General features: G+C 43.5%; 18 protein-coding genes. 8 read left to right on the top strand and 10 right to left on the bottom strand.

What is annotated here, in order from left to right:
* Window positions 1-38 precede the first annotated feature (38 nt).
* From FHG64_RS19230 to FHG64_RS13220, 7 genes are all read right to left on the bottom strand, one after another.
* Complete coding sequence (locus tag FHG64_RS19230; protein WP_168191364.1) at window positions 39-203, bottom strand: hypothetical protein; 165 nt, start codon at window positions 201-203, stop codon at window positions 39-41.
* Between the two features lie 86 nt (window positions 204-289).
* The gene (locus FHG64_RS13245) at window positions 290-643 is read right to left on the bottom strand and encodes a hypothetical protein (RefSeq protein WP_139066854.1); all 354 of its coding nucleotides are present in this window, start codon (window positions 641-643) and stop codon (window positions 290-292) included.
* A 29-nt stretch (window positions 644-672) separates the two neighbouring features.
* Complete coding sequence (locus FHG64_RS13240; RefSeq protein WP_168191363.1) at window positions 673-1,008, bottom strand: DUF4377 domain-containing protein; 336 nt, start codon at window positions 1,006-1,008, stop codon at window positions 673-675.
* Window positions 1,009-1,446: 438 nt separating this feature from the next.
* Window positions 1,447-2,892 carry an amidohydrolase family protein gene (locus tag FHG64_RS13235; RefSeq protein WP_139066852.1) on the bottom strand — a complete coding sequence of 482 codons (1,446 nt, stop codon included), beginning with the start codon at window positions 2,890-2,892 and terminating at the stop codon, window positions 1,447-1,449.
* 20 nt (window positions 2,893-2,912) lie between these two features.
* Window positions 2,913-3,482: a DinB family protein gene (locus tag FHG64_RS13230; protein ID WP_139066851.1), complete on the bottom strand. Its 570-nt coding sequence runs from the start codon at window positions 3,480-3,482 to the stop codon at window positions 2,913-2,915.
* A gap of 35 nt (window positions 3,483-3,517) precedes the next feature.
* Window positions 3,518-6,781 carry a S41 family peptidase gene (locus FHG64_RS13225; RefSeq protein ID WP_139066850.1) on the bottom strand — a complete coding sequence of 1,088 codons (3,264 nt, stop codon included), beginning with the start codon at window positions 6,779-6,781 and terminating at the stop codon, window positions 3,518-3,520.
* A gap of 106 nt (window positions 6,782-6,887) precedes the next feature.
* On the bottom strand, window positions 6,888-7,322 hold the full coding sequence (locus tag FHG64_RS13220) for a hypothetical protein (protein WP_139066849.1): 435 nt from the start codon (window positions 7,320-7,322) through the stop codon (window positions 6,888-6,890).
* Between the two features lie 348 nt (window positions 7,323-7,670).
* On the opposite strand from FHG64_RS13220, the gene FHG64_RS13215 reads away from it, so the two are divergent.
* Window positions 7,671-8,237, top strand: coding sequence for an RNA methyltransferase (locus FHG64_RS13215; protein ID WP_139066848.1), 567 nt, complete (start codon window positions 7,671-7,673; stop codon window positions 8,235-8,237).
* A gap of 444 nt (window positions 8,238-8,681) precedes the next feature.
* Here FHG64_RS13215 and folK read toward each other — a convergent pair whose 3' ends face one another.
* Window positions 8,682-9,812, bottom strand: a complete 1,131-nt coding sequence (gene folK / locus FHG64_RS13210) for a 2-amino-4-hydroxy-6-hydroxymethyldihydropteridine diphosphokinase (RefSeq protein ID WP_139066847.1) — start codon at window positions 9,810-9,812, stop codon at window positions 8,682-8,684.
* 108 nt (window positions 9,813-9,920) lie between these two features.
* Between folK and FHG64_RS13205 the strand changes: the two genes are divergently transcribed.
* Window positions 9,921-10,637, top strand: coding sequence for a queuosine precursor transporter (locus FHG64_RS13205; RefSeq protein ID WP_139066846.1), 717 nt, complete (start codon window positions 9,921-9,923; stop codon window positions 10,635-10,637).
* A 44-nt stretch (window positions 10,638-10,681) separates the two neighbouring features.
* A complete protein-coding gene (locus tag FHG64_RS13200; protein WP_139066845.1) occupies window positions 10,682-13,348 on the top strand; it encodes an AsmA-like C-terminal region-containing protein in 2,667 nt (888 codons plus the stop codon).
* Between the two features lie 153 nt (window positions 13,349-13,501).
* Here FHG64_RS13200 and FHG64_RS13195 read toward each other — a convergent pair whose 3' ends face one another.
* Window positions 13,502-14,296 (bottom strand): DUF2797 domain-containing protein, encoded by a 795-nt coding sequence (locus FHG64_RS13195; protein WP_139066844.1) that lies wholly within the window; start codon window positions 14,294-14,296, stop codon window positions 13,502-13,504.
* Window positions 14,297-14,413: 117 nt separating this feature from the next.
* On the opposite strand from FHG64_RS13195, the gene FHG64_RS13190 reads away from it, so the two are divergent.
* From FHG64_RS13190 to FHG64_RS19225, 4 genes are all read left to right on the top strand, one after another.
* Window positions 14,414-15,925: a GH3 auxin-responsive promoter family protein gene (locus FHG64_RS13190; protein ID WP_139066843.1), complete on the top strand. Its 1,512-nt coding sequence runs from the start codon at window positions 14,414-14,416 to the stop codon at window positions 15,923-15,925.
* A 485-nt stretch (window positions 15,926-16,410) separates the two neighbouring features.
* A complete protein-coding gene (locus tag FHG64_RS13185; RefSeq protein ID WP_139066842.1) occupies window positions 16,411-17,991 on the top strand; it encodes an amidohydrolase family protein in 1,581 nt (526 codons plus the stop codon).
* Window positions 17,992-18,121: 130 nt separating this feature from the next.
* Window positions 18,122-19,672 carry a serine hydrolase gene (locus tag FHG64_RS13180; protein WP_139066841.1) on the top strand — a complete coding sequence of 517 codons (1,551 nt, stop codon included), beginning with the start codon at window positions 18,122-18,124 and terminating at the stop codon, window positions 19,670-19,672.
* A gap of 745 nt (window positions 19,673-20,417) precedes the next feature.
* Window positions 20,418-20,582, top strand: coding sequence for a hypothetical protein (locus FHG64_RS19225; RefSeq protein WP_168191362.1), 165 nt, complete (start codon window positions 20,418-20,420; stop codon window positions 20,580-20,582).
* 178 nt (window positions 20,583-20,760) lie between these two features.
* Here the strand turns inward: FHG64_RS19225 and era are convergent, their stop codons facing one another.
* On the bottom strand, window positions 20,761-21,642 hold the full coding sequence (gene era, locus FHG64_RS13170; RefSeq protein WP_139066839.1) for a GTPase Era: 882 nt from the start codon (window positions 21,640-21,642) through the stop codon (window positions 20,761-20,763).
* A gap of 276 nt (window positions 21,643-21,918) precedes the next feature.
* Between era and FHG64_RS13165 the strand changes: the two genes are divergently transcribed.
* Window positions 21,919-23,460 carry a SulP family inorganic anion transporter gene (locus tag FHG64_RS13165; protein ID WP_139066838.1) on the top strand — a complete coding sequence of 514 codons (1,542 nt, stop codon included), beginning with the start codon at window positions 21,919-21,921 and terminating at the stop codon, window positions 23,458-23,460.
* The last annotated feature ends 11 nt before the right edge of the window (window positions 23,461-23,471 follow it).

Below are 23,471 nucleotides of genomic sequence, written 5' to 3'. Positions count from 1 at the left end.
CTTTGCAAGTTAAGGAGGAAAAACTAAATGTCCTTATATCACTTAATTTCCAGGACTTCCTTCGATTCTTCCTTATCGCTCTCCTCCACAAATTTCCCGGATTTATCACGGGAATAAAAAATAAGAGGTACAGGTAGAATAGACGCCAGGATTATGAACATTATGAGCATAATCCTGCTTTGGATTTTATAAAACTTTTTCATTATTGTAAGGCTTATCTCCCCGTAGGAAGTAAATAATCAATGAACTCGTAGCAGCCCGAAAATGACTATTAAAGAATCAATAAAGCCTAATGAATAAGTAAATTGGAATATGCCAGTCTTGCGGAAAGTTTTTGTTCCAGAAAGATCGATTCCAATTCTGAAAAAATGCTTTTTTGAAGTTTTAGCTGAAGTTGTGCTATGTTTTGCTGAAGGTCAAGGAAGAAAGGAAAATAAAAATCCTTATACCCAGCACTTGTAAAAACAGCAGGAGTCCTTGCTGCGTAGATATATCCGGCAGCCGGCGCCTCCTGCTTTTCTTCTAAAATTAGTTCTGTAACTACTCCATTTCCTAAGGACAATGTCTGTATAGGCACAGCATAACTTAGTCCTGAGACCAAAAGCCCCAGCATCAAAAGCCAGTATTTTATTTTCAGGATCATTTATAATGCTGAAGTTATTGAAGAAGTACCTATACTTTCGCTTTTGAAATTATCTTTACCAATCTGTAAGTAATAGAGGAACCATCAGCCGGCGGATTTTTCACTTTTTTCTTATGCACTTTTAGATGATAAATATATCCCGGCTCATAATCAAAGCCCGAGATACTATCCTCGTAATAAAAAAGGCTCCAGTCATCTGTCCCAATTTGGTCACCTTCCTGCACAAGAAGGCAATTGCCTTCCATCTCACCAACACATTCCACGGTGTAGCTGTTCACCATCATGTCTTCTACCTTGAGGGCATCTCCACTTAAACTACAGCTAAAAAGTAAAAACACCATTCCCATAATTCCGTTCTGTATCATATCCATAGGTTTTCTCTAAAGATAATTTTTTTTCAGGATCGGGAATGGGGGATTTTCCCTTATTTAAGAAAAGAAACAAGAAACAAGAATCAAGAATCAAGAAACAAAAAACAGGAAACAAGAAACAAGAAACAAGAGTGTAGCGGGCCGGAATGTGGACACATGGTTCTATTTATTCGCCTAAACCCGTATGATGCAGACAAAACTAAAAGAAAACCATCGAAAGGAGCAGCATAGTTTTTTCGCCACCCTTTAAGGAGGTGCAAAGCGGAAAAAGACTCGATGAGGGAAAATAATATCAAAGTTTGGATATCTGGGCCAAAAACATCCCAAGTTACTCTTAACTTCAAATCCTCTAAGTTATTCTTTCTAATTTGTCATTCTGATGACAGAAGGATCCCGCTTGAATTTAAAGCCTGAAGTTCCAGATTCTGGACTCTAGTCTCTGGACTCACTTTTTTTCTTGTCTCTTATCTCTTGATTCTTTCCCTTCACATCCTCCAGCATTTCCTGCAGGTCCTCCCGGCTATGAACCCTGCCGGCCTTTACTACAGCCCTGATGGTTTGTAAATTCTGCAGATTTTCAAGCGGGTTCTTTTCCAGTAGTAAGAGGTCTGCCACTTTCCCCTCTTCCACGCTACCATATTTTTCACCAAGGCCGAAGAATTCAGGGCCGTTAATAACTGAGGTTTGCAGGGACTGAAGGGTGGTGAGGCCTGCCCGCGATAGTGCACGAAGTTCCCCGTGCAGCGATTCTCCCGGGTAGACGTAAGAGTTAAACGGTCCGCAATCTGACCCTGCAAGGATTCGCACTCCGTTCTTATACATAGGTACTATCATCTCCTCGCTTATCTCCTCCATTTTCTGTCTCATCTGGCTACCACTGTTCCTGGCCCGTTTAGCACCTTCCACCCTGCCGCGGTAAGTTTCCTGTATCCCTTTTCCCATATACGGCAGGAGGGTATCTTTGGTGTGATCAACATCCAGAATATCTGCGAGCGTTTTACCGATATAAAGGGTGGGGGTCACATAGACTTCATTTTTGCTCATCTTTTCAAACACCTTATTGGCTAACGCAGGATCGTAGGTATCAATGATCTCCTCGATCATCGCATAACCCAGGTTTAGCTGCGTGAGACTATCAGCTTTTGGAGAGGCGGCTTTTAATGGGTAATACATATGCTCAGAGCCATCGAGCCCATGGTCTATCGCCTCCATAAAATTTGCACTTAAAGGCATATGTCCTGTGGTTTTAAGTCCGCGCCTTTCTGCCGCAGCGATTATTTGATAAAAGGCCTCCCTGGAAAGATTGCCATCATACATTTTCACATAATCTGCTCCCATGGCCTGCAGGGAATCCAAAGCAGCTTCGATCTCTGCTTCATTATCCACCCTAATAGATCCCGGCCAGGCCGGGTTGGTACCATCGAGTTTGGGGCCGGGAGTAAAGATCCGGGGGCCTACCAGCTCTCCATTTTTTATTTTCTCTCTCCATTCCAGCACAGCAGGGGTTATGTCTCCCCCTGCATCCCTTACTGTAGTAATCCCATATGCCAGGAATAATGGAAGCATATCTTTGTTTTCTTCAATAAGGGTATCCCCGCCCCTAAAATGAACGTGCATATCCCACAGGCCAGGCATAAGATAGGCATTACCGGCATCCAGGTTCTCACGTCCTACAAAATCATTTTCCTCTCCTGTCTTCATTATCCTTACTATACTGTCACCCTGTATTGCCACTACCCGGTTGGGCAGTATATCACCAGCCCTTATATCTACAATATTTACATTTGATATGACCAGGTCGTATGAATTTTTTTCAGCTTTATCGCAGGAGAGAAAAAGGAGAATGGTTAAAAGGCAAAGGGGGAAAAATTTTATCATTACGTATTATTTAGTTTATTTTAATAAGCTACAGGTTGATCCTGTGGATCTGGCATAGCTTTTTGGGCCTGAATCACGTGTCTTTCATTATGATATATTACGACCCGAAAAGTATCTCCCAGCCGCAATCTTATAAGTTTACTTATGCTTATGCCAGTCTTTGTGCGGGTAAGGCTCACCTGTGAAGCGCCGCATAAAAGGTCCAGCAACTGCTCCTGCTGCTTAACGAATCTATTAACAGCTTCCCTGGAAAGATCACTGCCAATGGGATCTTTATCTTTAAAAGTTTTAATTTTCCTAAGCTTCTCCTGCGGCATCATCATTTTGGCGAAATAATTCCCCAGGATCCCGCTCTTAAAAACATCTTCTGGCTGATATTTGGAGGTTGCTATTGCGCGCTCTATTTCCGGCAGGTAAAAATCACCGTAGAGATTAAGGTGTTCCAGGCATTCCAACGGGCTCCACTTTTTCTCACCCGGCCGGTTATTTAGAATATCCAGATCTTTCTTCAAAAATTCCCGCCCTGCATCCAGGTTTGTTCTGGTTTTTTCTGAAAGTTCTTCCAGCAGTAAATCTGTTCTTATTTTCATAGGCCTTCCTTTACATAGAGGATAGTGACAACTATTTAATTGACCCCGGCCTTGGGATATTCAGGTGACGGAACTTTTGCCGGCGGATTCTCCTCCAGTTGTTTCAGGACGATCTCAATGGCTTTTTCAAGTTGAGGGTCACGGCCTGCAATAACATCGGCAGGGGTTTGTTCCACCTCAACATCTGGCGCCACTCCCTCATTCTCTACCCTGAAGCCTTCTTCAGTATAAAAAGCCACATTTGGTGCAGTTACAGAACCACCATCAATGAACTCGGGATATCCCAGCACTCCTACCAGGCCTCCCCAGGTAGTTTTCCCCACGATGGTGCCCAGCTCAAATTTCCTGAACATCCACGGCAGGTAATCCCCGCCTGAACCGGCAGTCTCATCTGTTATCATCACCTTTGGCCCCTGTATGGAAGCACTTGGCGATTTGAGATCTTTCCCATACCGGAACTTCCAGTGCGCCTGCTCAGGTTTTTTAAGCATGTCTATCACATAATCTGCCAGCTGCCCGCCTCCATTAAAGCGCTCATCCACAATAATGGCCTGCTTATTGGCTTGCGGGAAGAAATAGCGTTTAAAGTATTCGTGGCCTGCAACCGCAGTATTTGGCACATACACATAAGCCACCCGTCCATTTGTTGCCTCGTGTACTTTCTTAATATTTCCTTCTACCCAGTCGCGATTCCTCAGGGCTCCTTCATGCTCAACAGGCGTAACCTTCACCTTCCTCGTATTTCTCATATTGGGGTTTGGCCCTACAGTGAGCATCACGATCTTCCCGGCAGTATTTTCAAAGAATTCATAGATATTATCACTTCCCTTCAACTCTCTTCCATTCACTTCAAGAATATAATCTCCCTCCTGCACATTTACTCCCGGCTCTGTGAGTGGAGACCGAAGATTTGGATTCCAGTTAAGTCCCCCATATATTTTCCTAAACCTGTACCTGTCATTTTCTATACTATAATCGGCACCAAGGAGGCCGCCTTTTACAGATTCCTTGCTATGGAGCCTGTCTCCCCGGCTGGAAAACCTGTGATGTCCAACTCCCAGTTCGCTGAACATCCACTCCATTACCCGGTAGAGATCACTTCGGGAAGTAACGTCACCAATAAAAGGCTCATATTTTTCTTTCATCGCATCCCAGTCCACGCCATGCATCCCTGGGTCATAAAAGTAATCACGGTTAACCCTCCAAGCCTCATTGAAGATATTTGGCCACTCTGCCACAGGGTCAATTTTCACCTGTACATCCCCGGTGTTAAGGGCCCGTTTGTCCTGGATCTTATCGATCTCGGCTATTCCCCATTTTCCTTCGGCCTTGTAAAGTATTTTTTTAGCATTGGCGGAGATTTCATATGAGGTCGCAGGCATTATTTCCTTGTTTTCCCTTTCTGTAAGATCAAACATATTCAAAGTAGCTTTGTTCTGTTGGTGTGGAGGATTGGAAAGATAATACAGGTTCCCTTCCCTGGGCGAACTTAAAAAAGCATAATTCCCCGCAGGAACAGGTATATCGACGATCCTGTTCTCAATTCCATCAAAATCTATCTTCAGGGCTGGGGCTTTGATCTCTTTGTTTTCCTCTTCAGCTTTTTTCTTTTTTTCTTCCTCCTTCTCTGCCTGCTCTATCTTCTCCACATCATTTTCTCTCGCAAAGGGAGACTCCACCTCCTTTTGCAAGGTGACAATGTAGATGGAACTGGTCATTTCCATATCCTGGTTGGACTGGTCAAACCAGTTCACCACTGGACCTGCATCTGTAGAAGCCAGCATATACAGGTATTTCCCGCTGGGGTCAAACACCGGGCTGGAAACACTGGAAAAACCATCAGAAATTGGATAAGACCTGTTTTCAGAAAGGGAATATACGTGGGCCTGTTCAAAACTGGTACCCGTAACTACCGTGTAACTTATCCAGTTGGAGTCATGAGACCAGCTGCCAAACAGGTCCCGAAAAACCCCCGGCATATAGCGTTCATCTTCAGCAATCTTTGTAACCCTGCCGGAATCTGTATTAAGCACATAAAGATTGCGGCCGTTATCCACGAAGCTAATTTTCTTACTGTCCGGAGACCATCGTGGGTGGGCATAAAAGCCGGTACCGTCCAGTTTAAATTTGCGTGGCTCATTTTGCTCGCTTTGATCGTGGACGTGCAGCGCGTACTCCCCACTTTCATCACTAAAATAAGCGATGAATTTCCCATTAGGGGACCACACGGGATTTTTCTCATGAACTCCCGGGGTAGAGCTTATATTCACCACATCCCCCTTCTCCCCGGGCACGGTAACCACTTCTCCCCTAAAGTCCATCACTACCCTGGCTCCTGTTGGAGAGATCGAGGCACTGCGTATATATTCATCACCTTTCACAAACCTTGGCCGCAGCTCAAGAAGATCTGTTGCGATACCTACTTTGATCCTATTGGTATTTCCATTTTGCGGATCAAAAGTATGCAGGTATCCGGCCTGTTCAAATATGATCTCATTATTCCCTGCGGAAAGGTCCATCACCGGGAAATCTTTATAATTTGTATGCCGGGTAACCTCCCGGGAGTTCATATCATAGCTGTACAAATTAAACTCCCCATCCCTGTCACTCCTGAAGAATACACGGTTCCCCAGCCATTGCGGCCTGGTATCATTGCTGCCGCTTACGGGCTTTGGGACTTCAGTCACACTATGGTCATTGGTGTCATATATCCAGATGCGGGAGGCGGTACCTCCCCGGTAATATTTCCATTGATTGAAAACCTCGTATAGAGGTGTATAGGCAATATATCTTCCATCTGGCGAATAATCTGCCCAGAAGGCATTGGGGATCTCAAGTTCCTTAACCTGGCCACCACTTATAGATACTTCAAAGAGCTTTGTAAATCTGCCGGTAAAAACGCTGCGCTGGGAAGCGAACAGCACAGCTGAACCATCTGGAGTAAAACCACGCACCTGGTCGCTGCCGGGATGCCAGGTTAGGCGTTGCGGCACTCCCCCGGTAGCCGGTACTATATAAACATCGGTGTTTCCATCATATTCAGCATTAAAAGCAATGGTTTGCCCATCTGGTGAAAAGACAGGATTGGATTCAATTCCATCATCTACCGTTAAACGTCTTGGCGATGAACCGTCTTTGTTTGCTATCCAAAGATCTTCAGCATAGATAAAAGCGATTTGATCATTACTTATGGCAGGCTTTGAAAGCAGCCTGGTGTCTTCCTTATTGATGTTTTGAGCGGTTAAGCTGAAGGAGAACAGAAGTAAGGTGAGCAGAGGGGAAAAGAAATAAGTTTTCATAAAGAGGTGTTTTGCTCCCCTAATATAAAACTTAAATTCAGAAAAATAAGAACGCAAAAAAAGCTGAATGAAATCTCATCCAGCTAAATTTCACCTTGTGCACCTTTTAATGAGGCTTACGGGCAAATTCTGTCTTGGAGTCACGAATGTAAGAGTCATATTTCTCAATGATCTCCTTGGCTTTCTCCTCACTTCCTGCCACAGTCACAAAGGCGTTGTACCACCTGGGATTTGCTGGGGAAGATTGCCAGTTAAGATGATCAATACCCACAGGTAGTTTCCATACAGCCATATAGTTGTAATCATCAGATGTTAGCTGGAGTTGCATGACAGGATGCGGAACTCCCGCGAGTTGATGTGCTACACTAAAATAATTATCAATTATCATCCGGGCCTCCTCGGCCTTATCAGCATTGAATTGGTAATACTCGATCTGGTAAAGATCGGCTTTATCAATTGGGTCGTTTTCAATAGTTTGGGCAAGCAAATTATTGCAGCCCAGAAGCGCGAATACCATAAGGGTCAAATGTGCAATTTTCATAACAGGATGAGTTTAAGGTTTACTAAAAGTTAAATGCAGGAACACCTGTTTTTCCAGGTCCTGGAGCTGCTTAAGAAGGCTTGCTTACGGTATAAGTGATGTGGTAATACGCTTATTAAAAGTGCATATAATATAAGAAAGAAGTGAATGAGAATCCACATAACTTTTTATAAAATTTAGCCAAAGCATTCGCTAAATTTTTCCTAAAAAAAACCTGTCCCTCAAATAATTATACCCTTTTTTTTTCGTCAAAACTTATTATTTCTCTCAAAAAATACTGAGGGTCTCCTGCTCATCTTTTCGCGTTTCAGTTCTTTATCAGCCTTATTTCTTTTTATTTTTGCCCTTATGGAAAAACGAAAATTAAAGAACAGCGAGCTGGAGAGAAAAAGTGTAACCGAATTCAGGGAAGCAGAAAAAACTCCGCTTATTGTGATCCTGGACAATGTACGCAGCCTGAATAATATTGGGTCCATTTTTCGTACCTGTGATGCTTTTCTAATAAAAAAGATATACCTGTGTGGCATTACCGCCAAGCCTCCACATAAGGATATTCAAAAAACTGCTCTTGGTGCAACCGAAACCGTTGACTGGGAATACGTTGAAAGCACTATGCAGGTAGTGGAAAAATTACAACAGGAAGGGACCAGGGTTTTTTCTGTTGAGCAGGCTGAAAATGCGGTAATGCTGGACAACTTTAAACCACAACCACAGGAAGCCTGCGCCGTGATCTTTGGCAATGAGGTTAAGGGGGTGCAACAGGAAGTGGTCTCTGCCAGTGATGGGGTGATCGAGATCCCGCAGCTGGGCAGCAAACATTCCCTCAATATAGCGGTGAGCGCCGGGGTGGTGATCTGGGACCTGTTCGTGAAAATTACACCGAAGAGGCAGGGGGAGCCGGGGTTTTCACATTAGTTAGTATTGAGATATTAGTATTGAGATATTAGTAGTGAGTATTGAGATGGGTTAGGAGTTAGGAGTTGTAGGTTGTAGGTTCTAGGTTGTAGGTTAAAAAAGTGGAGAGTGGAAAGTGGAGAGTGGATAGTCAACCCGTAATATGCTGTAGGGGTTGGGCTTGCCCCGACCCAGGAATTGGCAGTTGTAGGTTGTAGGTTGTAGGTTGTCGGTTGTCGGTTTGTCGGTTGTCGGTTGTCGGTCGAAATATTGAAGAAGAAAAATGAGATGAATTTGAGCTGTTCTTTTAAATTCTTTGGTAAAGAATAAAGTCTAGGTTCTATATTCTAGCAGCAGAGCGGTCCAGACTCTTTTTTCACTTTGGAATTTGGATTTTGGTGCTTGGAATTTGGTGCCTGGAATTTGGAATTTGGTGCTTGGAATTTGATGCCTGGGATTTGGAATTTAACGGCTCTCCATTTCCTCCAAAATATCCAGATAATCCTCCCGGTTATTCACGAAATCTTTCCCGGAAATATCTATGATCCTCACATTTACATTGGTTTGTGATTTGATATATGCCAGGTAGCTTTTATTGATCTCAACCAGGTATTCCGGCTGGATGTTCTGCTCATAGTCCCTTCCTCTTGTTTTGATATTCTCGAGAAGGCGTTCGGTATTTTGATAGAGATAGATATACAGGTCCGGTTTCACCAGTTCCTTATACATTATGCGGAAGAGCTTATCATAAAGTGCATATTCATCTTCCTGCAGGGTGATCTTTGCAAAGATGAGAGATTTGAAAACATCATAATCTGAAACCACGAAATCGGCAAAAAGATCATACTGCGCCAGGTCATCTGAAAGTTGCTGGTATCTGTCTGCCAGAAAGGACATCTCCAGTGGGAAGGCATAACGGTTCTGGTCCTCATAAAATTTGGGCAGGAAAGGATTGTCCTTAAATCTTTCCAGAATGAGCTTTGCATTAAAATCCTGGGAGATCATCGTGGAAAGGCTGGTTTTTCCTGCACCTATATTTCCTTCTATCGCTATATAATTGCGTTGCTGGAAGCCATAGTTGATTTGAGGATTTACGAGTTTATCCCCAATCTTTTCGATGGGGGAATCATCTGTGGTATTTGCCAGTAGGGCATTGACACTTAACTTCTGTACCGGGTGGATCTCCTTTCCGGCTATATCTGCCAGGGGAAGAAGTACAAATTTGCGTTTCTGCATTTCAGGATGTGGGATCCTTAATGAAGTGCTGGAAATTACCTCCTCTTCAGCAAGGATGATATCCAGGTCAATACTTCGGTTCTCATAGCTACCTGTAGCAGCCCTTACCCGACCAAGCATGTTCTCAATAAACAATAATTTCTCCAGGACCACTTCAGCAGGAAACCGGCTTTTCACTTCCACACAGGCATTAAGGAAAGCATCTCCTTTAAACCCCCAGGCCGGGGTTTCATACACAAAAGAAATGCCTCCAATTTCCCCTATTTTTCTGTAAATATCATCTAATGCGCGTTGCATTAATTCCAGGCGGTTCCCTTTATTGCTGCCAAGGGCTATATAAAATGTTTTTGGAGGATTCAAGGTATACTTTAAGAATTGTTTCAGGAGAGATTCCTTAATTTCACGGCAAATTAAATAAAAGAAACTTACATAAACTTAACTTTGTTAGTAAGTGTTTAAAAAAATAATTTGAAGGCAGCCTCCCAAAATCAGCTATTCCAGGCCCAGCGAATTTACCTGATCCTCGCCGCCCTGTTCATTTCATCGCTGGTAGTTTCCAACCTGATCTTCCAAAAATTCTTTTACTGGGATTTCTTTGGGATCTACACTTTTGAGATCTCGGTGGGTATCCTGCCTTATCCTATCACCTTTCTTATTACAGATCTAATTAGCGAGATCTATGGAAGAAAAAAGGCCAATGAAGTTGTCACCGCCGGGATCTTTGCCTCCTTGTTTTCCCTCATTATTATCTACAGTGCAAATTATGTTCCTGCCACCTCCTGGTCTCCTATAGACAACCCATTGTTCACAAGGGTTTTTGGCGCCACTGGGATCGCAGTCTTTGCCTCCATGACAGCCTATCTACTTGCCCAATATATTGACATTTACCTCTTTCACTTCTGGAAAAAACTTACCCGCGGCCGTCATTTGTGGCTTCGGAATAACTTTTCTACCTTTTTATCTCAATTCGTTGACACATTTTCGGTCTTATTTTTGCTTTGTAGTTTCAATAAGATCGAATGGGAACTCTTTGGGCCTTTGTTGCTTAGCGGTTTCCTGTTCAAGGTTCTGGTTGCAGCTTGTGACACTCCCTTTCTTTATATTGGGGTTTACCTGCTGCGAAGGAAGTTTAAACTAAAAAAAGGAGGGGAAATAAACCTGGAAAATCAGTACCTTCAGGGGTAATACCGCCTTTAGTGGAATAACGGGATAAATAGAAAAAGGATACAATGAAAAAAGCTTTAAAAATAATAGGCATTATAGTTTTGGTGTTACTTATACTGCTTATTGCAGCACCATTTATATTTGAGTCACAGTTGAAGGATATGGTGAAGAAAACCATAAACGATAACGTAAACGCGACAGTAGAGTTCAGCGATCTAGATCTTTCTTTCTTCCGCAGCTTTCCGCAGGCAACATTAGTGCTTAGCGATGTGAGTGTGATAAACAAAGCCCCCTTTGCAGGCGACACCCTCGCACTAAGTGAAGAGATCCTTTTGGAAATGAGCGTAAAGGAACTTTTCAAGAGTGCAGAAAAGCCAAAGAGGATAGATCAATTAATACTCAACAATGCTTTTGTAAATATCAAAGTGGACTCCGTTGGAAATGCCAATTATAACATCGCCATTGAGGATACTACTGCTACTGCCGATACTACTGCCACAGGATTTAGCCTTGACCTCAAGCATTATGAGATCAATAATTCAAGGCTGAGATATGTGGACGAGGGACAAAAACTTTCACTTCTACTGGAGGATCTAAATCATGAGGGTACCGGTGATTTTTCCCTGGAAGAATCTGAACTGGACACACAAACCAGCGCTTTTGTAACTTTTGATTTTGATGGCATAAATTACCTGAGAAGGAACAGGGTAGCCCTGGACGCCGTCCTGCATATGGACCTCGAAAATATGAGATATACCTTCCTGGAAAATGAAGCTACCATTAACCAGCTACCGCTTACTTTTGACGGATGGGTGCAGGTGAATGAAGATAGCAATGAAATAGACATCACCTTTAAAACCCCTTCATCAGATTTTAAGAACTTCCTGGCCGTTATTCCCGAAGAATACGCTAAGAATATCGAGAATGTGGAAACCAGTGGAGATTTTGTCGTAAACGGGATGATGCGCGGGATAATAGATGAAACTTATATTCCCCAAATGGACATAAGGATAACATCAAATAATGCATCCTTTAAGTATCCCGACCTGCCAAAGAGTGTACAGGACATCAACCTGGACCTAAGGATCCTGAATGCGACAGGACTTGCAGATGATACTTACCTCACTTTTGACAATGTGACCTTCAGGATAGACAGTGACACTTTCGCCACAAATGGAAGGGTGCAAAACCTAACAGGTAATATGCTGGTAGATATGGCTTTAAAGGGAACAATTAACCTTGCCAACCTCGAGCAGGCATATCCTCTTGAGCTGGAGCAGGACCTTAACGGGATCCTTACTGCCGATGTTACCACCAAATTCGATATGAATTCTATTGAACAGGAGCAATACGAGAATGTGAACAGCAGCGGTACGGCAAGCATCAGAGACTTTAGTTACAGTTCACCAGAGATCCCTAATGAAGTAAGGGTCGCAAATGCAAGCCTTGTCTTTAACCAGGGCAATGTGAGGGTGCCAGAACTGGTCCTTTCCACAGGGGAAACCGACTTTAAGGCTACGGGAAATATTCAGAATTTTATGGGCTTTATGTTCAAGGATCAGGATCTTAAAGGTTCCTTTCAGGTAAACTCCAATACTTTTTCTGTAAATGACTTCATGGTAGCCGAAACCTCCACTGAAGCTGAAGAAACTCCCGAAGGAAAAACAACCGGCAGCACCCCAACGGGAAATGAAGCAGTTAAGATCCCTTCCTTCCTGGATGCCGATCTTACATTTACTGCCAACCGGGTTTTATATGATGACCTGGTGCTTCAAAATGCGACAGGTACCTTACTGGTAAAAGATGAAACTGCCACCTTACAAAATATCACTGCCAATATTTTTGGCGGAACCATTGGACTTAACGGGCTAGTCTCCACACGGGAAGCCGTTCCCACCTTTGAAATGAACCTTGATCTTAAGGCCATGGATATTGCCCAAACTTTTAACGGCCTGGAACTATTGCAGGGGCTGGCACCAATAGCTTCTGCGCTGGATGGAAGGTTGCAAACCCAGGTAAACCTTAAAGGAAACCTGAACAACGACCTTACCCCTTTGCTTAACACTATTGCGGGGAACGCCCTTGCCGAGATATTAACAGCAGAGGTGCAACCGGAGAGGCTTGCACTATTGGCAAGACTGGATGAACAACTCAATTTTGTCAACCTAAGTGATATTGATCTGGATAATCTAAAAGGAAGGGTTACCTTCAATGATGGCGCGGTACAGGTAGAGCCATTTAATTTTGATGTCAAGGGGATAAATGTCAAAGTCTCTGGTGGCCATGGTTTTGATATGAATATGAATTACAACCTCACCCTGGATGTTCCTGCCAGGATGCTGGGCAGCCAGGTTGGAAGTGCCCTTGGTCGTTTAAGCGGGGAGGATCTTAGCAATATGATCGTAGCTTTGCCAATAGGTCTAAGAGGACAATTCCAAAATCCGCAAATAAACATCAACATGGAACAGGCGGTGAGCAACCTTACCCAAAAGATCGTCGCCAAACAAAAAGATAATCTTGAGCAAAAAGGAATAGATGCGATTCGAGGGGTACTTGAAGGCAGAAGGCCTACACAAACCAACCCGACAGATACAATCGCAAATGACACCCTGCAAACCCCTCCTGCGACCCGCACCAACGAGACACAGGTTAAGGAAGCCGCAAGAACCATTCTGGGCGGACTCCTGGGCGGTAAGAAAAAGGCACAGGATACCACCCGGCAACAAAATTAAATATATCAGGCAATAGAAAAAACCTCACAGGCTGCTATCCAGGCTTGTGAGGTTTTTATGTTTTGTGGTCTATATTTTTTTCTTGGGAAGATTCATCTGCTACCATTTAGGCTGTATCTAAACAATCCAGTAGTTACAGAATGCCGAATTTTTTTAATTTACATTCAATTCAACAACATAGCCCTCGTGGCTGCGCACATTGAAAACGGTGCCATCCTCAAAAAGAAAATATTGCCCTTTGATCCCCTTCAAAACGCCTTCATAGAACGGATTTTTTGCAAGGTTAAGGGTCTTCACTTTTTTGGGAAATTGAAGTACCGGAAATTTGATCTCTGTCTCCTTATTTCCTGCCAGGTAATAATTGCGGGCTTCTTCCGGAATAAATCCTTTAAGCTTTTCCCTTTCATCCTCCAGGTTCAAATCTTTGATATCGTTGGTGAGCATACGCCTCCAGTTGGTTTTATCTGAGACGTGACCCTTTAGTGCCACCTCAGTAATCCCTGCCAGGTACCTGTTTGGCACTTCCACGATCTCTATGGCTTCATGGGCTCCCTGGTCTATCCACCTGGTTGGTATTTGTGTCTTCCTGGTCACTCCCACCTTCACATCACTGGAATTGGCAAGGTAGACCACGTGTGGCTGCAGTTGAGCTTCTTTTTCAAATTCCAGGTCCCTGTCCTCTATATCGAGGTGAGCCTTGCTAAGTTCAGGACTACGAATCCATTCTCCCGCCTGGGGCAGGGATGAGAAACAATTATAACAATATCCCTGGGCAAATACCTTTTTTTGAAGCTTGCACCCAAGGCATTGGAATTTTAAAAAATTGATGCTTATTTTCCTGTCCAGCAGCTGGTTTACGTGAATGAAATCTGATTCAAAAATGAGATAATATTGAACCGTCTCTGCCAGTTCACTTCTCATTTTAGTTAGCACTCCCTCGTACTTCATATATTTTTACTTATTTTATTGGGATCGATCTTTTGTTGGCTTCAGGATTAATTTTAAATTTAACCGGATTTTAATATCCTGAAGCTTTTAATTAGCGCTTAAATATAAAAAGAAAAAATGCCAATCCCATTAGTAAACTCCATTGCTTCCTGGTTTCTTAAGAAGCGAATACACCAAATGGAGTTATTCATAAAATACCCTCACGAGGTGCAGCAGGAACTCCTTAAGAACCTTATTGTCAAAGCCAGGCACACGGAAATAGGTAAAAAATATGATTTTACAGGTATAAGGGATTACGAAACTTTTGCCAGCCGCCTGCCCATACAGGATTATGAGGATTATAAAGATAATATAGAGCGCAGCCGCAGGGGTGAGAACAATATATTCTGGCCTACCCCCATTAAATGGTTTGCAAAATCCAGCGGGACCACCAGCGATAAAAGCAAATTCATCCCTGTGAGTGAAGATTCCCTGGAAGATTGCCACTACGCCGCCGGTAAGGATATGCTTTGTATGTATTTGAACAACAATCCGCAGTCGCAACTATTTACAGGAAAGAGCCTTAGGCTGGGAGGCAGCAAAGAGATATACAGGAATAACGGCACCTCGTATGGAGATCTTTCAGCAATACTTATAGATAACATGCCTTTTTGGGCAGAATTCAGCAGCACCCCCAGCAATGAGGTTTCCCTTATGAACGACTGGGAGGTAAAGATGCAGGCAATAGTTGATGAAACAATAAAGGAAAAGGTAACAAGCCTGGCCGGGGTTCCCTCCTGGATGCTGGTGCTCCTTAACAATGTCCTGGAGACAACAGGGAAGCACAATCTGTTTGAGGTGTGGCCAAGCCTGGAGGTTTATTTTCACGGCGGGGTGAGTTTTGACCCGTATGCCCCTCAATACCAGAAAATATTGCCTAAAGAAGATTTCAGGTTTTATGAGATCTATAATGCATCAGAAGGATTCTTTGCCTGCCAGGATCAAAATGATTCTAAAGATCTTTTACTTCTGCTGGATTACGGGGTGTTCTATGAATTCATCCCAATGGACACCTACAATAGTCCCGATCAAAAGGTGATCCCGCTAAGTGAAGTGGAAACAGGCGTAAATTATGCGGTCATCATTACCACCAATGCGGGGCTGTGGCGCTACAGGATTGGGGACACAGTGCGCTTCACCTCCACCAGTCCCTACAGGATCAAGGTCTCGGGCCGTACAAAACACCATATAAATGTCTTTGGAGAGGAATTGATCATAGAAAATGCAGAAACAGCCCTGAAGAAAGCTTCCCTTGTTACCAATTGTGAGATCATGGATTATACCGTGGCACCCATTTTTATGGAAGGAAAGGAAAAGGGAGCGCACGAATGGATCATAGAATTCAAAACCTCGCCAAAAGATCTTGAACTTTTCTCCACCCAACTCGACCTTGCATTACAGGAAGTCAATAGCGATTATGAGGCAAAACGCTATAACAATATGACCCTGAATATGCCACGCATCCATAAGGCGCGGGAAAAACTATTTTACGACTGGCTCAAAAAGAATGATAAACTGGGAGGACAGCACAAGATCCCGCGATTGTCCAATTCCAGGAAATATGTGGAGGAGCTCTTGGAAATGGGATAAAAAAGTTGTCAGTTGTCGGGTTGTCGGTTGAAAAAATGTTGTAGGTTGTAGGTTGAAAAAAGTAGAAAGTGGAAAAAGGAGAGAGGAAAGTCAACGCGTTTTATGCCGCAGGGGTTGGGCTTGCCCCGACCCGGAAGGGGGCAGTTCTGGGTTGTCGGTTGTCAGTTGAAAATATTGTAGGTTGTAGGTTGAAAAAAGTGGAAAGTGGAAAGAGGAAAGTGGAGAGTGGAAAGTGGAGAGTGGAGAGAGGAAAGTCTGGACGTGTTAATGTTCAAAGTTTATCGGTTGTCGGTTGTCGGTTGAAAAAATGTAGAGTTCTGAATAGAGTTGACCGTTCAACACCCATTTGGATTCTTGGCTCTAGGGTCTAATTAAATACTAATTAACTTTTTCCTAAATTAGAACCTTATATTTTTCAAATCTCAAATCTCAAATCTCAATACTCATATCTCAATACTCAATACTCAATACCCAATACTAAAAAAATGAAACCCACCACCCTCTCCCTCCTATTCCTGTTCATATTTCAATTAAGTACCGCACAGGTAGAAAAAGCGCCGCCGCGGGTAGAGGGGGAAGGGCCATGGGAACAACTTATTATTCGCGGGGTGACGCTTATCAATGGAAACGGGGCACCACCTACAGGCCCTGTGGATGTCGTTGTGACGGGAAACAGGATCGCCGGGGTGCACGTGGTGGGCTATCCGGGGGTGCAAATAGATCCTAAAAGAAGACCACAGTTAAAAGTTGGAGGAAAGGAACTTGATGCTACCGGAATGTTCCTCCTGCCGGGATTTATAGATGTACATGGACATATTGGAGGCCAGGCACAGGGAGCAGATGCCGAATACGTTTTCAAGCTCTGGATGGCCCACGGAATAACTACTGTGCGAGACCCTTCTGCCGGTAACGGACTCGATTGGGTCCTGGACCAGAAGAAAAAAAGTGCTGCCAGTGAGATCACTGCACCCAGGCTTTTTGCTTACACCGCCTTTGGCCAGGGAACTAAAGAAGGAATCAACACCCCTAAACAAGCCCGGGAGTGGGTACGTGAAAACGCCCGTCGGGGAGCCGATGGGATCAAATTCTTTGGTGCGCCTCCAAAGATCATGGAAGCTGCCCTCGATGAAAATAAAAAAGCAGGTTTGCGAGCTACTGCACATCATGCGCAAATGGCCGTGGCCAAATGGAATGTACTGCATTCTGCCCGGACGGGGTTAAACAGCATGGAACACTGGTACGGTTTACCGGAGGCTATGTTTACAGACCGCACTGTGCAGGATTATCCAGCCAATTATAATTATAACAACGAACAGGACAGGTTTAGCCAGGCAGGGAAACTATGGGAACAGGCTGCAGAACAAGGCAGCGATAAATGGATTGAGGTGATGGACGAGCTGCTGGAGCTGGATTTCACCCTCTCCCCCACTTTCAATATTTACGAAGCCAGCAGGGACCTTATGCGTGCCAGGACTGCCGAATGGCATCCCGATTATACCATGCCATCCCTTTGGAAATTCTACCAGCCCAGCAAAATTTCCCATGGGTCCTACTGGCATTTTTGGGGCACAGAGGAAGAAGTGGCCTGGAAAAGGAACTACCGCAAGTGGATGGATTTTGTAAATGAATACAAGAACCGCGGGGGCCGGGTAGCGGCAGGATCGGACTCCGGATTTATTTTTCAGTTATATGGCTTTGCTTATATACGAGAACTGGAATTGCTACGGGAGGCCGGGCTGCATCCTATGGAGGTTATTATGGCCGCCACTCTCAATGGGGCAGAGCTCCTGGGGGTGGAAGATGAGCTGGGATCTGTGGAAGTGGGAAAACTTGCAGATTTCGTTATTGTGGAGGAGAATCCGCTGGCAAATTTCAAGGTGCTCTACGGCACCGGGGCCATTAAACTTACAGAGGACAATGAAGTGGTACGTGTAGGCGGTGTAAAATACACCATTAAAGATGGGATCATTTATGACGCAAAAGAGCTGCTGCAGGACGTAAAGGATATGGTGGACAGAAAGAAGGAGGAAACTGGATTTGAATTTAAACAACCCGGTAAGAATTAATAATTCTTAGCTCTGGAATTCAAATTATTTGGAATACTGCTTTGCACCCCAAAATATTTTTCTTCTGTCAATAGAAAGATGCGAACTTTTTAGCTAAAACATTTATTTTTAAGGAATAACAACAAAATCTATGAGAACAGTCTTTGCGCTCTTTGCCTTCTTGATCTTACTTAGCCCATCATTTGTCCACTCTCAAATAACTTCTGCCCAGGTGGATTCTTTGGTGCAGGAGGCCATGGAGAAATTTGAAGTTGCGGGTGCAGCTGTAGCTATTGTTAAGGATGGAAAAGTGATACATCAAAAAGGCTATGGTGTGCAATCCATAGAGACCAACACTCCTGTTTCAGAAATTTCAAATTTCGCCATAGCTTCCAACACAAAAGCCTTTACCACTGTCGCGCTGGCCATCCTGGAAGAAGAGGGAAAAATTAACTGGGATGATAAGGTAATAAAGCACCTGCCGGAATTCAGGATGTACAATGATTATGTAACCGAAAATTTTAATATTCAGGACCTGCTCACCCACCGCAGCGGCCTTGGACTTGGCGCAGGTGACCTCATGTTTTTTCCTGATGGGGCTAACTTTACTATCGGGGATGTACTGGGGGTTTTTCAATATTTCGAGCCGGTTTCAGATTTTCGCACCAAATATGACTATGACAATGTATTATACCTGGTCGCGGGGGAGCTTATTGCCCGGGTGAGCGGTATGAGCTATGACGATTTTATTTCAAAAAAAATCCTGAAACCTTTGAAAATGGACAACTCTGCACCCTCCCTTCAGAAGATAACAAACAAAAACATGCTTGCTATGCCTCATACTACTGCAGATGGGGGTATAAGAGAAATTCCGCATATCATAAAAAGCATTAACGGGGCCGCGGGCGGGATGTTCTCCAATGTATCAGATATGGCCATTTGGATGAACCTTCAGCTAAATAAAGGGGAATATGGGAATGGACAGCGCTTATTTTCAGAAGAGAACCACCGGGAAATGTGGAAAGTCCATACCGTGATTGAACCTAACCGGTACGAACGCTACAATTCACATTTTGCAGGCTATGGCCTGGGCTGGTTCCTTGCCGATAAAAAAGGGGACCTGGAAGTTTCCCACACCGGCGGGCTCCCGGGAATGCTGTCAAAAGTTGCCATGCTGCCAGATCGTGACCTGGGGGTGGTGGTACTTACCAATACTGAAAGCGGTGGCGCCGGGGTATTTTCTACCGTGGTCAACACTATCCTGGACAGCTATATGGGCCTGGATGATAACAACTGGCTGGAGCTGAATTTACAAAATGCCCGAAACCGGGAAGGCCAGGGGGACGAAATCACGAAAAAAACCTGGGAGACTGTAAAAAAAGCAGATCAATCCTCTGTAATTGCGGAAAACTATCTTGGCATCTACCGCGACAACTGGTTTGGAGATGTGGTAGTGCACAGGAAGGACGGGCAATTGTGGATAAGCTCCAAACGCTCTCCAAAATTAAACGGACCCCTGAAATTATATAAGGACCATACCTTTGCCGTTAAATGGGAATACCAGGATATGAATGCCGATGCCTTTGCGATCTTTGAGATCGATGATAAAGGAAAGGCTCAAAACCTGAAAATGAAAGGTATCTCACCGAATATAGATTTCAGCTTCGACTTCCAGGACCTGGACTTAAAAAGAGTGGAGTAATACCAATGTTGTATGGTGAAAGAGTCTGGATCGCTGCTACTGGAATCTGGAACCTGGACTAAAATCTGAGTGGCTGGAAAATAACGAATACATTCTTATGCATAACTCAATATTTGTTTTAAAGATTTTACTTCAAAAGCATCCCGTGGTCGAGTTTTCTATGTCCCCAAATAATATACAGAATTCCTTAAGACAAAAATTTTAATGATTAAATCGTATTACAATTTTTTAGAACCTAAAATATCTTTGATATTAAGGGTTCTCCATTAGTAGGTTAAAAGATTTATTTTTAAAGATTCAAACTTCGGGTTTCAGAATCTTTTGCCGAGCAACATTGACTTGACACATACCAATCCTTCCTGCTCATTACTCAATTCTCATTACTCATTACTCACTTCTCATTACTCACTTCTCATTACTCACTTCTCAATACTAACTACTCAATACTCATTTCCCTCCCCAACCTGTAGAAAAGTGGGGCATTTGTGCAGCAGGCAGAATTACAGCAACAGCAGCCCACGTTAAAATGCACCTAATTTTCGGCTAAGAGGTTTCCATTCAACTAAAAGTTTCAGGAAGTTCGAAATTATGAGCAAAATAAGGCTGTTCTCCTTCTTTATTAAGTATTATTCCCTCTTACATTATTAATAATTTCTTAGGAATACCAATTACATTTTTAGAATTATGAAATATATGCGACCACATTTGGAACTAATCTTGGATTATGTCATAAACAACCACTAATATGAAGATTATGCTTAATCAAAAACAAGCTAACCAGAGAAAAGAAATTTACGAAACCTATATTACCCAAATCAACTGGGACTGGCTGTTCTTTCGAAGTCTTATGATCTTTGGCAGCATATTGTTTGTGGGGTTAGTGGGGTTTTTCCTGTGGATGATGCCGTAGGCCCCGCAGGAAGAATCCCTTTCCTTTTTTTCGTGTAGTATTTCAAATACAAACCCCAGGTGTCCTTTTCAGGAATGGGCTATTGTTAACTAACCGGAACAAACTTTATTCTATTCTTTACTCTTTGGTCTCTAGTCTCAAGTCTCTAGTCTAAAATCTCAATACTCAATTCTCAGTACTAATTATTATACCCAAACCTCTTAAGCTGCCTGGCATCATTACGCCAGTTCTTGTTCACCTTTACATATAGCTCAAGGTGCACCTGCTTGCCAAAGAAGGCTTCCAGGTCCTTTCTCGCTTCTACTCCCACTCTTTTAAGGGCTGCCCCCTTATGGCCAATGATGATCCCCTTTTGGGTTTCCCTTTCAACCATTATGACACTCCTCATTCTTATGATTTGTTCTTCCTCAAAGAATTCCTCGGTATCGATCTCCACACTGTAAGGGATCTCTTTTTTATAATGCACAAGGATCTTCTCCCTTATGATCTCATTTACGAAAAACCTTTCAGGTTTATCGGTTAAAGTGTCTTTTGGATAAAAAGCTGGAGATTCGGGTAGGAGGTCCACAATTCTCTGGAAAACTTCAGGAACGTTGAATCCCTGCAGGGCAGAAACGGGATAGATCTCGGCATTGGGAACCTTTTCTTTCCATAAAGCCACCTGTTCCTCCAGCTGGTCCTGGTTGGAGGTATCAATTTTATTCAACAGTAAAAGGACAGGGATCTTTGAATTGATGATCTTATTGAAAAAAGCTTCATCCTTAAGTTCCTTCTCCCCTATCTCTACCATATAAACCAGGATATCTGCATCTTCAAAAGCCGACTTCACAAAATCCATCATAGACTGCTGCAGGTCATACGCGGGTTTTATGATTCCCGGGGTGTCACTAAGTATCACCTGGAAATCCTCGCCGTTCACGATCCCCAGGATACGGTGACGGGTGGTTTGTGCTTTGGATGTAATGATAGAAAGTTTTTCCCCCACAAATGCATTCATAAGGGTAGATTTTCCCACGTTTGGATTACCTATGATATTTACAAAACCAGCTTTATGTGCCATAACATTTAATTTTTACAAAGATATTTTATTTGGCTGCCCCCTCCTAAAGGTTTAGAAAATAATTAATAAGCAACTAAAACCATATCGCTAATCTTTTGAGGCCCGAAGTTGATTTTCTAATAAAAAGGAGTAATTTTGCCCCCTCCTATGACAAACAGAGGACACATATTCAATTCGCCGGTTACGCCGCCCTAGGCAACCCAATTTTCACCTGCATCCCTTTTAAACACATAACAGGAAGACTTTCCTGTGCCTATAATTTCTAAGCATTTTTTCATGAAAAAGATTTTCAACCTCTTTGATTTTAAACAAAAAGTAGATTACAAAACCGAAGTCCTTGCCGGGCTAACCGTAGCCCTGGCCCTTATTCCTGAAGCAGTGGCATTCGCCTTTATCGCCGGCCTGTCTCCCCTAACCGGTCTTTACGCCGCTTTCGTGATGGGGCTTGTCACTTCTATCTTTGGTGGGCGCCCGGGGATGATCTCGGGAGCCACAGGTGCTGTTGCGGTTGTAATCGTTGCCCTTTCTATTTCCCATGGTGTAGAATATGTATTTGCAACGGTGATCCTTGCAGGGCTCCTACAGGTATTGGCAGGAGTCCTGAGACTGGGTAAACTTATACGGCTGGTACCACATTCAGTTATCTTTGGTTTTGTGAATGGCCTCGCCATTATAATTTTCATGTCCCAGCTGGACCAATTCAAAACGGTCAATGAAGCCGGGGAACTGGTGTGGATGACAGGAAATTCACTTTACCTGCTTTTAGGGCTTGTGCTTTTGACAATGTTCATCATATGGGGCCTGCCAAAATTAACAAAGATGGTTCCTTCTTCCCTTGTGGCGATCTTAGTGGTTTTTGGGATTGTGGTCTTTCTTGGCCTGGATACCCGCACGGTAGGTGACATAGCATCAATAAACGGCGGATTTCCACCTTTCCACATTCCAATGGTGCCTTTAACTTTTGAAACTCTTGCACTTATTTTTCCTTATGCAGCTATTATGGCCGGGGTTGGTTTGATTGAAAGCCTGTTAACCTTAAATATTCTTGATGAGATTACAGAAACCCGGGGACGCAGTAACAAGGAGTGTGTAGCACAGGGAACCGCCAATGTACTTTCCGGGTTCTTTTCCGGGATGGGTGGTTGTGCAATGCTTGGACAAAGTCTTATTAACGTTTCATCGGGTGCAAGGGCAAGACTATCGGGCATCGTTGCTGCTGTAAGTTTGCTTATATTCATTATGTTTGGAGCAGATGTAATTGAATTATTGCCAATGGCTGCACTTACGGGGGTAATGATCATGGTGGCTGTGGGGACCTTTGAATGGGCGAGTTTACGCACCTTTCGCAGAATGCCAAAAAGTGATGTGCTGGTAATGGTATTGGTAACCCTGGTTACAGTCTTACTTCATAATCTTGCGCTGGCAGTACTTATTGGGGTGATCATCTCTGCCCTGGTATTTGCCTGGGATAATGCAAAAATGATTAGGGCAAGAAAAAGTGTTGATGCTGAAGGTGTTAAGCATTACGAGATCTACGGGCCACTTTTCTTCGGATCTGTACAGGCGTTCAACGAGAAATTTGATATTCTTGGAGACCCTGAAGAAGTTATCATTGATTTTTCTGAAAGCCGTATCGTGGATATGTCTGGCATCGAAGCCGTGAACAAATTAACTGAAAGATACCATAAGCAGGGTAAAACATTGCACCTGAGGCATCTGAGTGCAGATAGCCGCAGGTTGTTGAGCAATGCAGATGCTATTATCGAAGTGAATATCCTGGAGGACCCTACTTATAAGGTTGTGGTAGACAGGTTTTAACAGGTACTTCA

It is taken from the genome of Antarcticibacterium flavum, assembly GCF_006159205.1.
GTDB classification, from domain to species: domain Bacteria; phylum Bacteroidota; class Bacteroidia; order Flavobacteriales; family Flavobacteriaceae; genus Gillisia; species Gillisia flava.
Note: the sequence above shows the minus strand (reverse complement) of the source record. Positions and strands in the feature narration are given on the sequence as shown.

What these genes read in the sequence shown, in the direction of transcription:
- FHG64_RS13185 (WP_139066842.1), top strand. Translation starts at nt 16,411, where the DNA reads ATGAAACCCACCACCCTCTCCCTCCTATTCCTGTTCATATTTCAATTA.
- FHG64_RS13165 (WP_139066838.1), top strand. Translation starts at nt 21,919, where the DNA reads ATGAAAAAGATTTTCAACCTCTTTGATTTTAAACAAAAAGTAGATTAC.
- FHG64_RS13220 (WP_139066849.1), bottom strand. Translation starts at nt 7,322, where the DNA reads ATGAAAATTGCACATTTGACCCTTATGGTATTCGCGCTTCTGGGCTGC.
- era (WP_139066839.1), bottom strand. Translation starts at nt 21,642, where the DNA reads ATGGCACATAAAGCTGGTTTTGTAAATATCATAGGTAATCCAAACGTG.
- FHG64_RS13190 (WP_139066843.1), top strand. Translation starts at nt 14,414, where the DNA reads ATGCCAATCCCATTAGTAAACTCCATTGCTTCCTGGTTTCTTAAGAAG.
- FHG64_RS13225 (WP_139066850.1), bottom strand. Translation starts at nt 6,781, where the DNA reads ATGAAAACTTATTTCTTTTCCCCTCTGCTCACCTTACTTCTGTTCTCC.
- FHG64_RS13200 (WP_139066845.1), top strand. Translation starts at nt 10,682, where the DNA reads ATGAAAAAAGCTTTAAAAATAATAGGCATTATAGTTTTGGTGTTACTT.
- FHG64_RS13245 (WP_139066854.1), bottom strand. Translation starts at nt 643, where the DNA reads ATGATCCTGAAAATAAAATACTGGCTTTTGATGCTGGGGCTTTTGGTC.
- FHG64_RS13180 (WP_139066841.1), top strand. Translation starts at nt 18,122, where the DNA reads ATGAGAACAGTCTTTGCGCTCTTTGCCTTCTTGATCTTACTTAGCCCA.
- FHG64_RS13195 (WP_139066844.1), bottom strand. Translation starts at nt 14,296, where the DNA reads ATGAAGTACGAGGGAGTGCTAACTAAAATGAGAAGTGAACTGGCAGAG.
- FHG64_RS13230 (WP_139066851.1), bottom strand. Translation starts at nt 3,482, where the DNA reads ATGAAAATAAGAACAGATTTACTGCTGGAAGAACTTTCAGAAAAAACC.
- FHG64_RS13215 (WP_139066848.1), top strand. Translation starts at nt 7,671, where the DNA reads ATGGAAAAACGAAAATTAAAGAACAGCGAGCTGGAGAGAAAAAGTGTA.
- FHG64_RS13240 (WP_168191363.1), bottom strand. Translation starts at nt 1,008, where the DNA reads ATGATACAGAACGGAATTATGGGAATGGTGTTTTTACTTTTTAGCTGT.
- FHG64_RS19225 (WP_168191362.1), top strand. Translation starts at nt 20,418, where the DNA reads ATGAAGATTATGCTTAATCAAAAACAAGCTAACCAGAGAAAAGAAATT.
- FHG64_RS19230 (WP_168191364.1), bottom strand. Translation starts at nt 203, where the DNA reads ATGAAAAAGTTTTATAAAATCCAAAGCAGGATTATGCTCATAATGTTC.
- FHG64_RS13235 (WP_139066852.1), bottom strand. Translation starts at nt 2,892, where the DNA reads ATGATAAAATTTTTCCCCCTTTGCCTTTTAACCATTCTCCTTTTTCTC.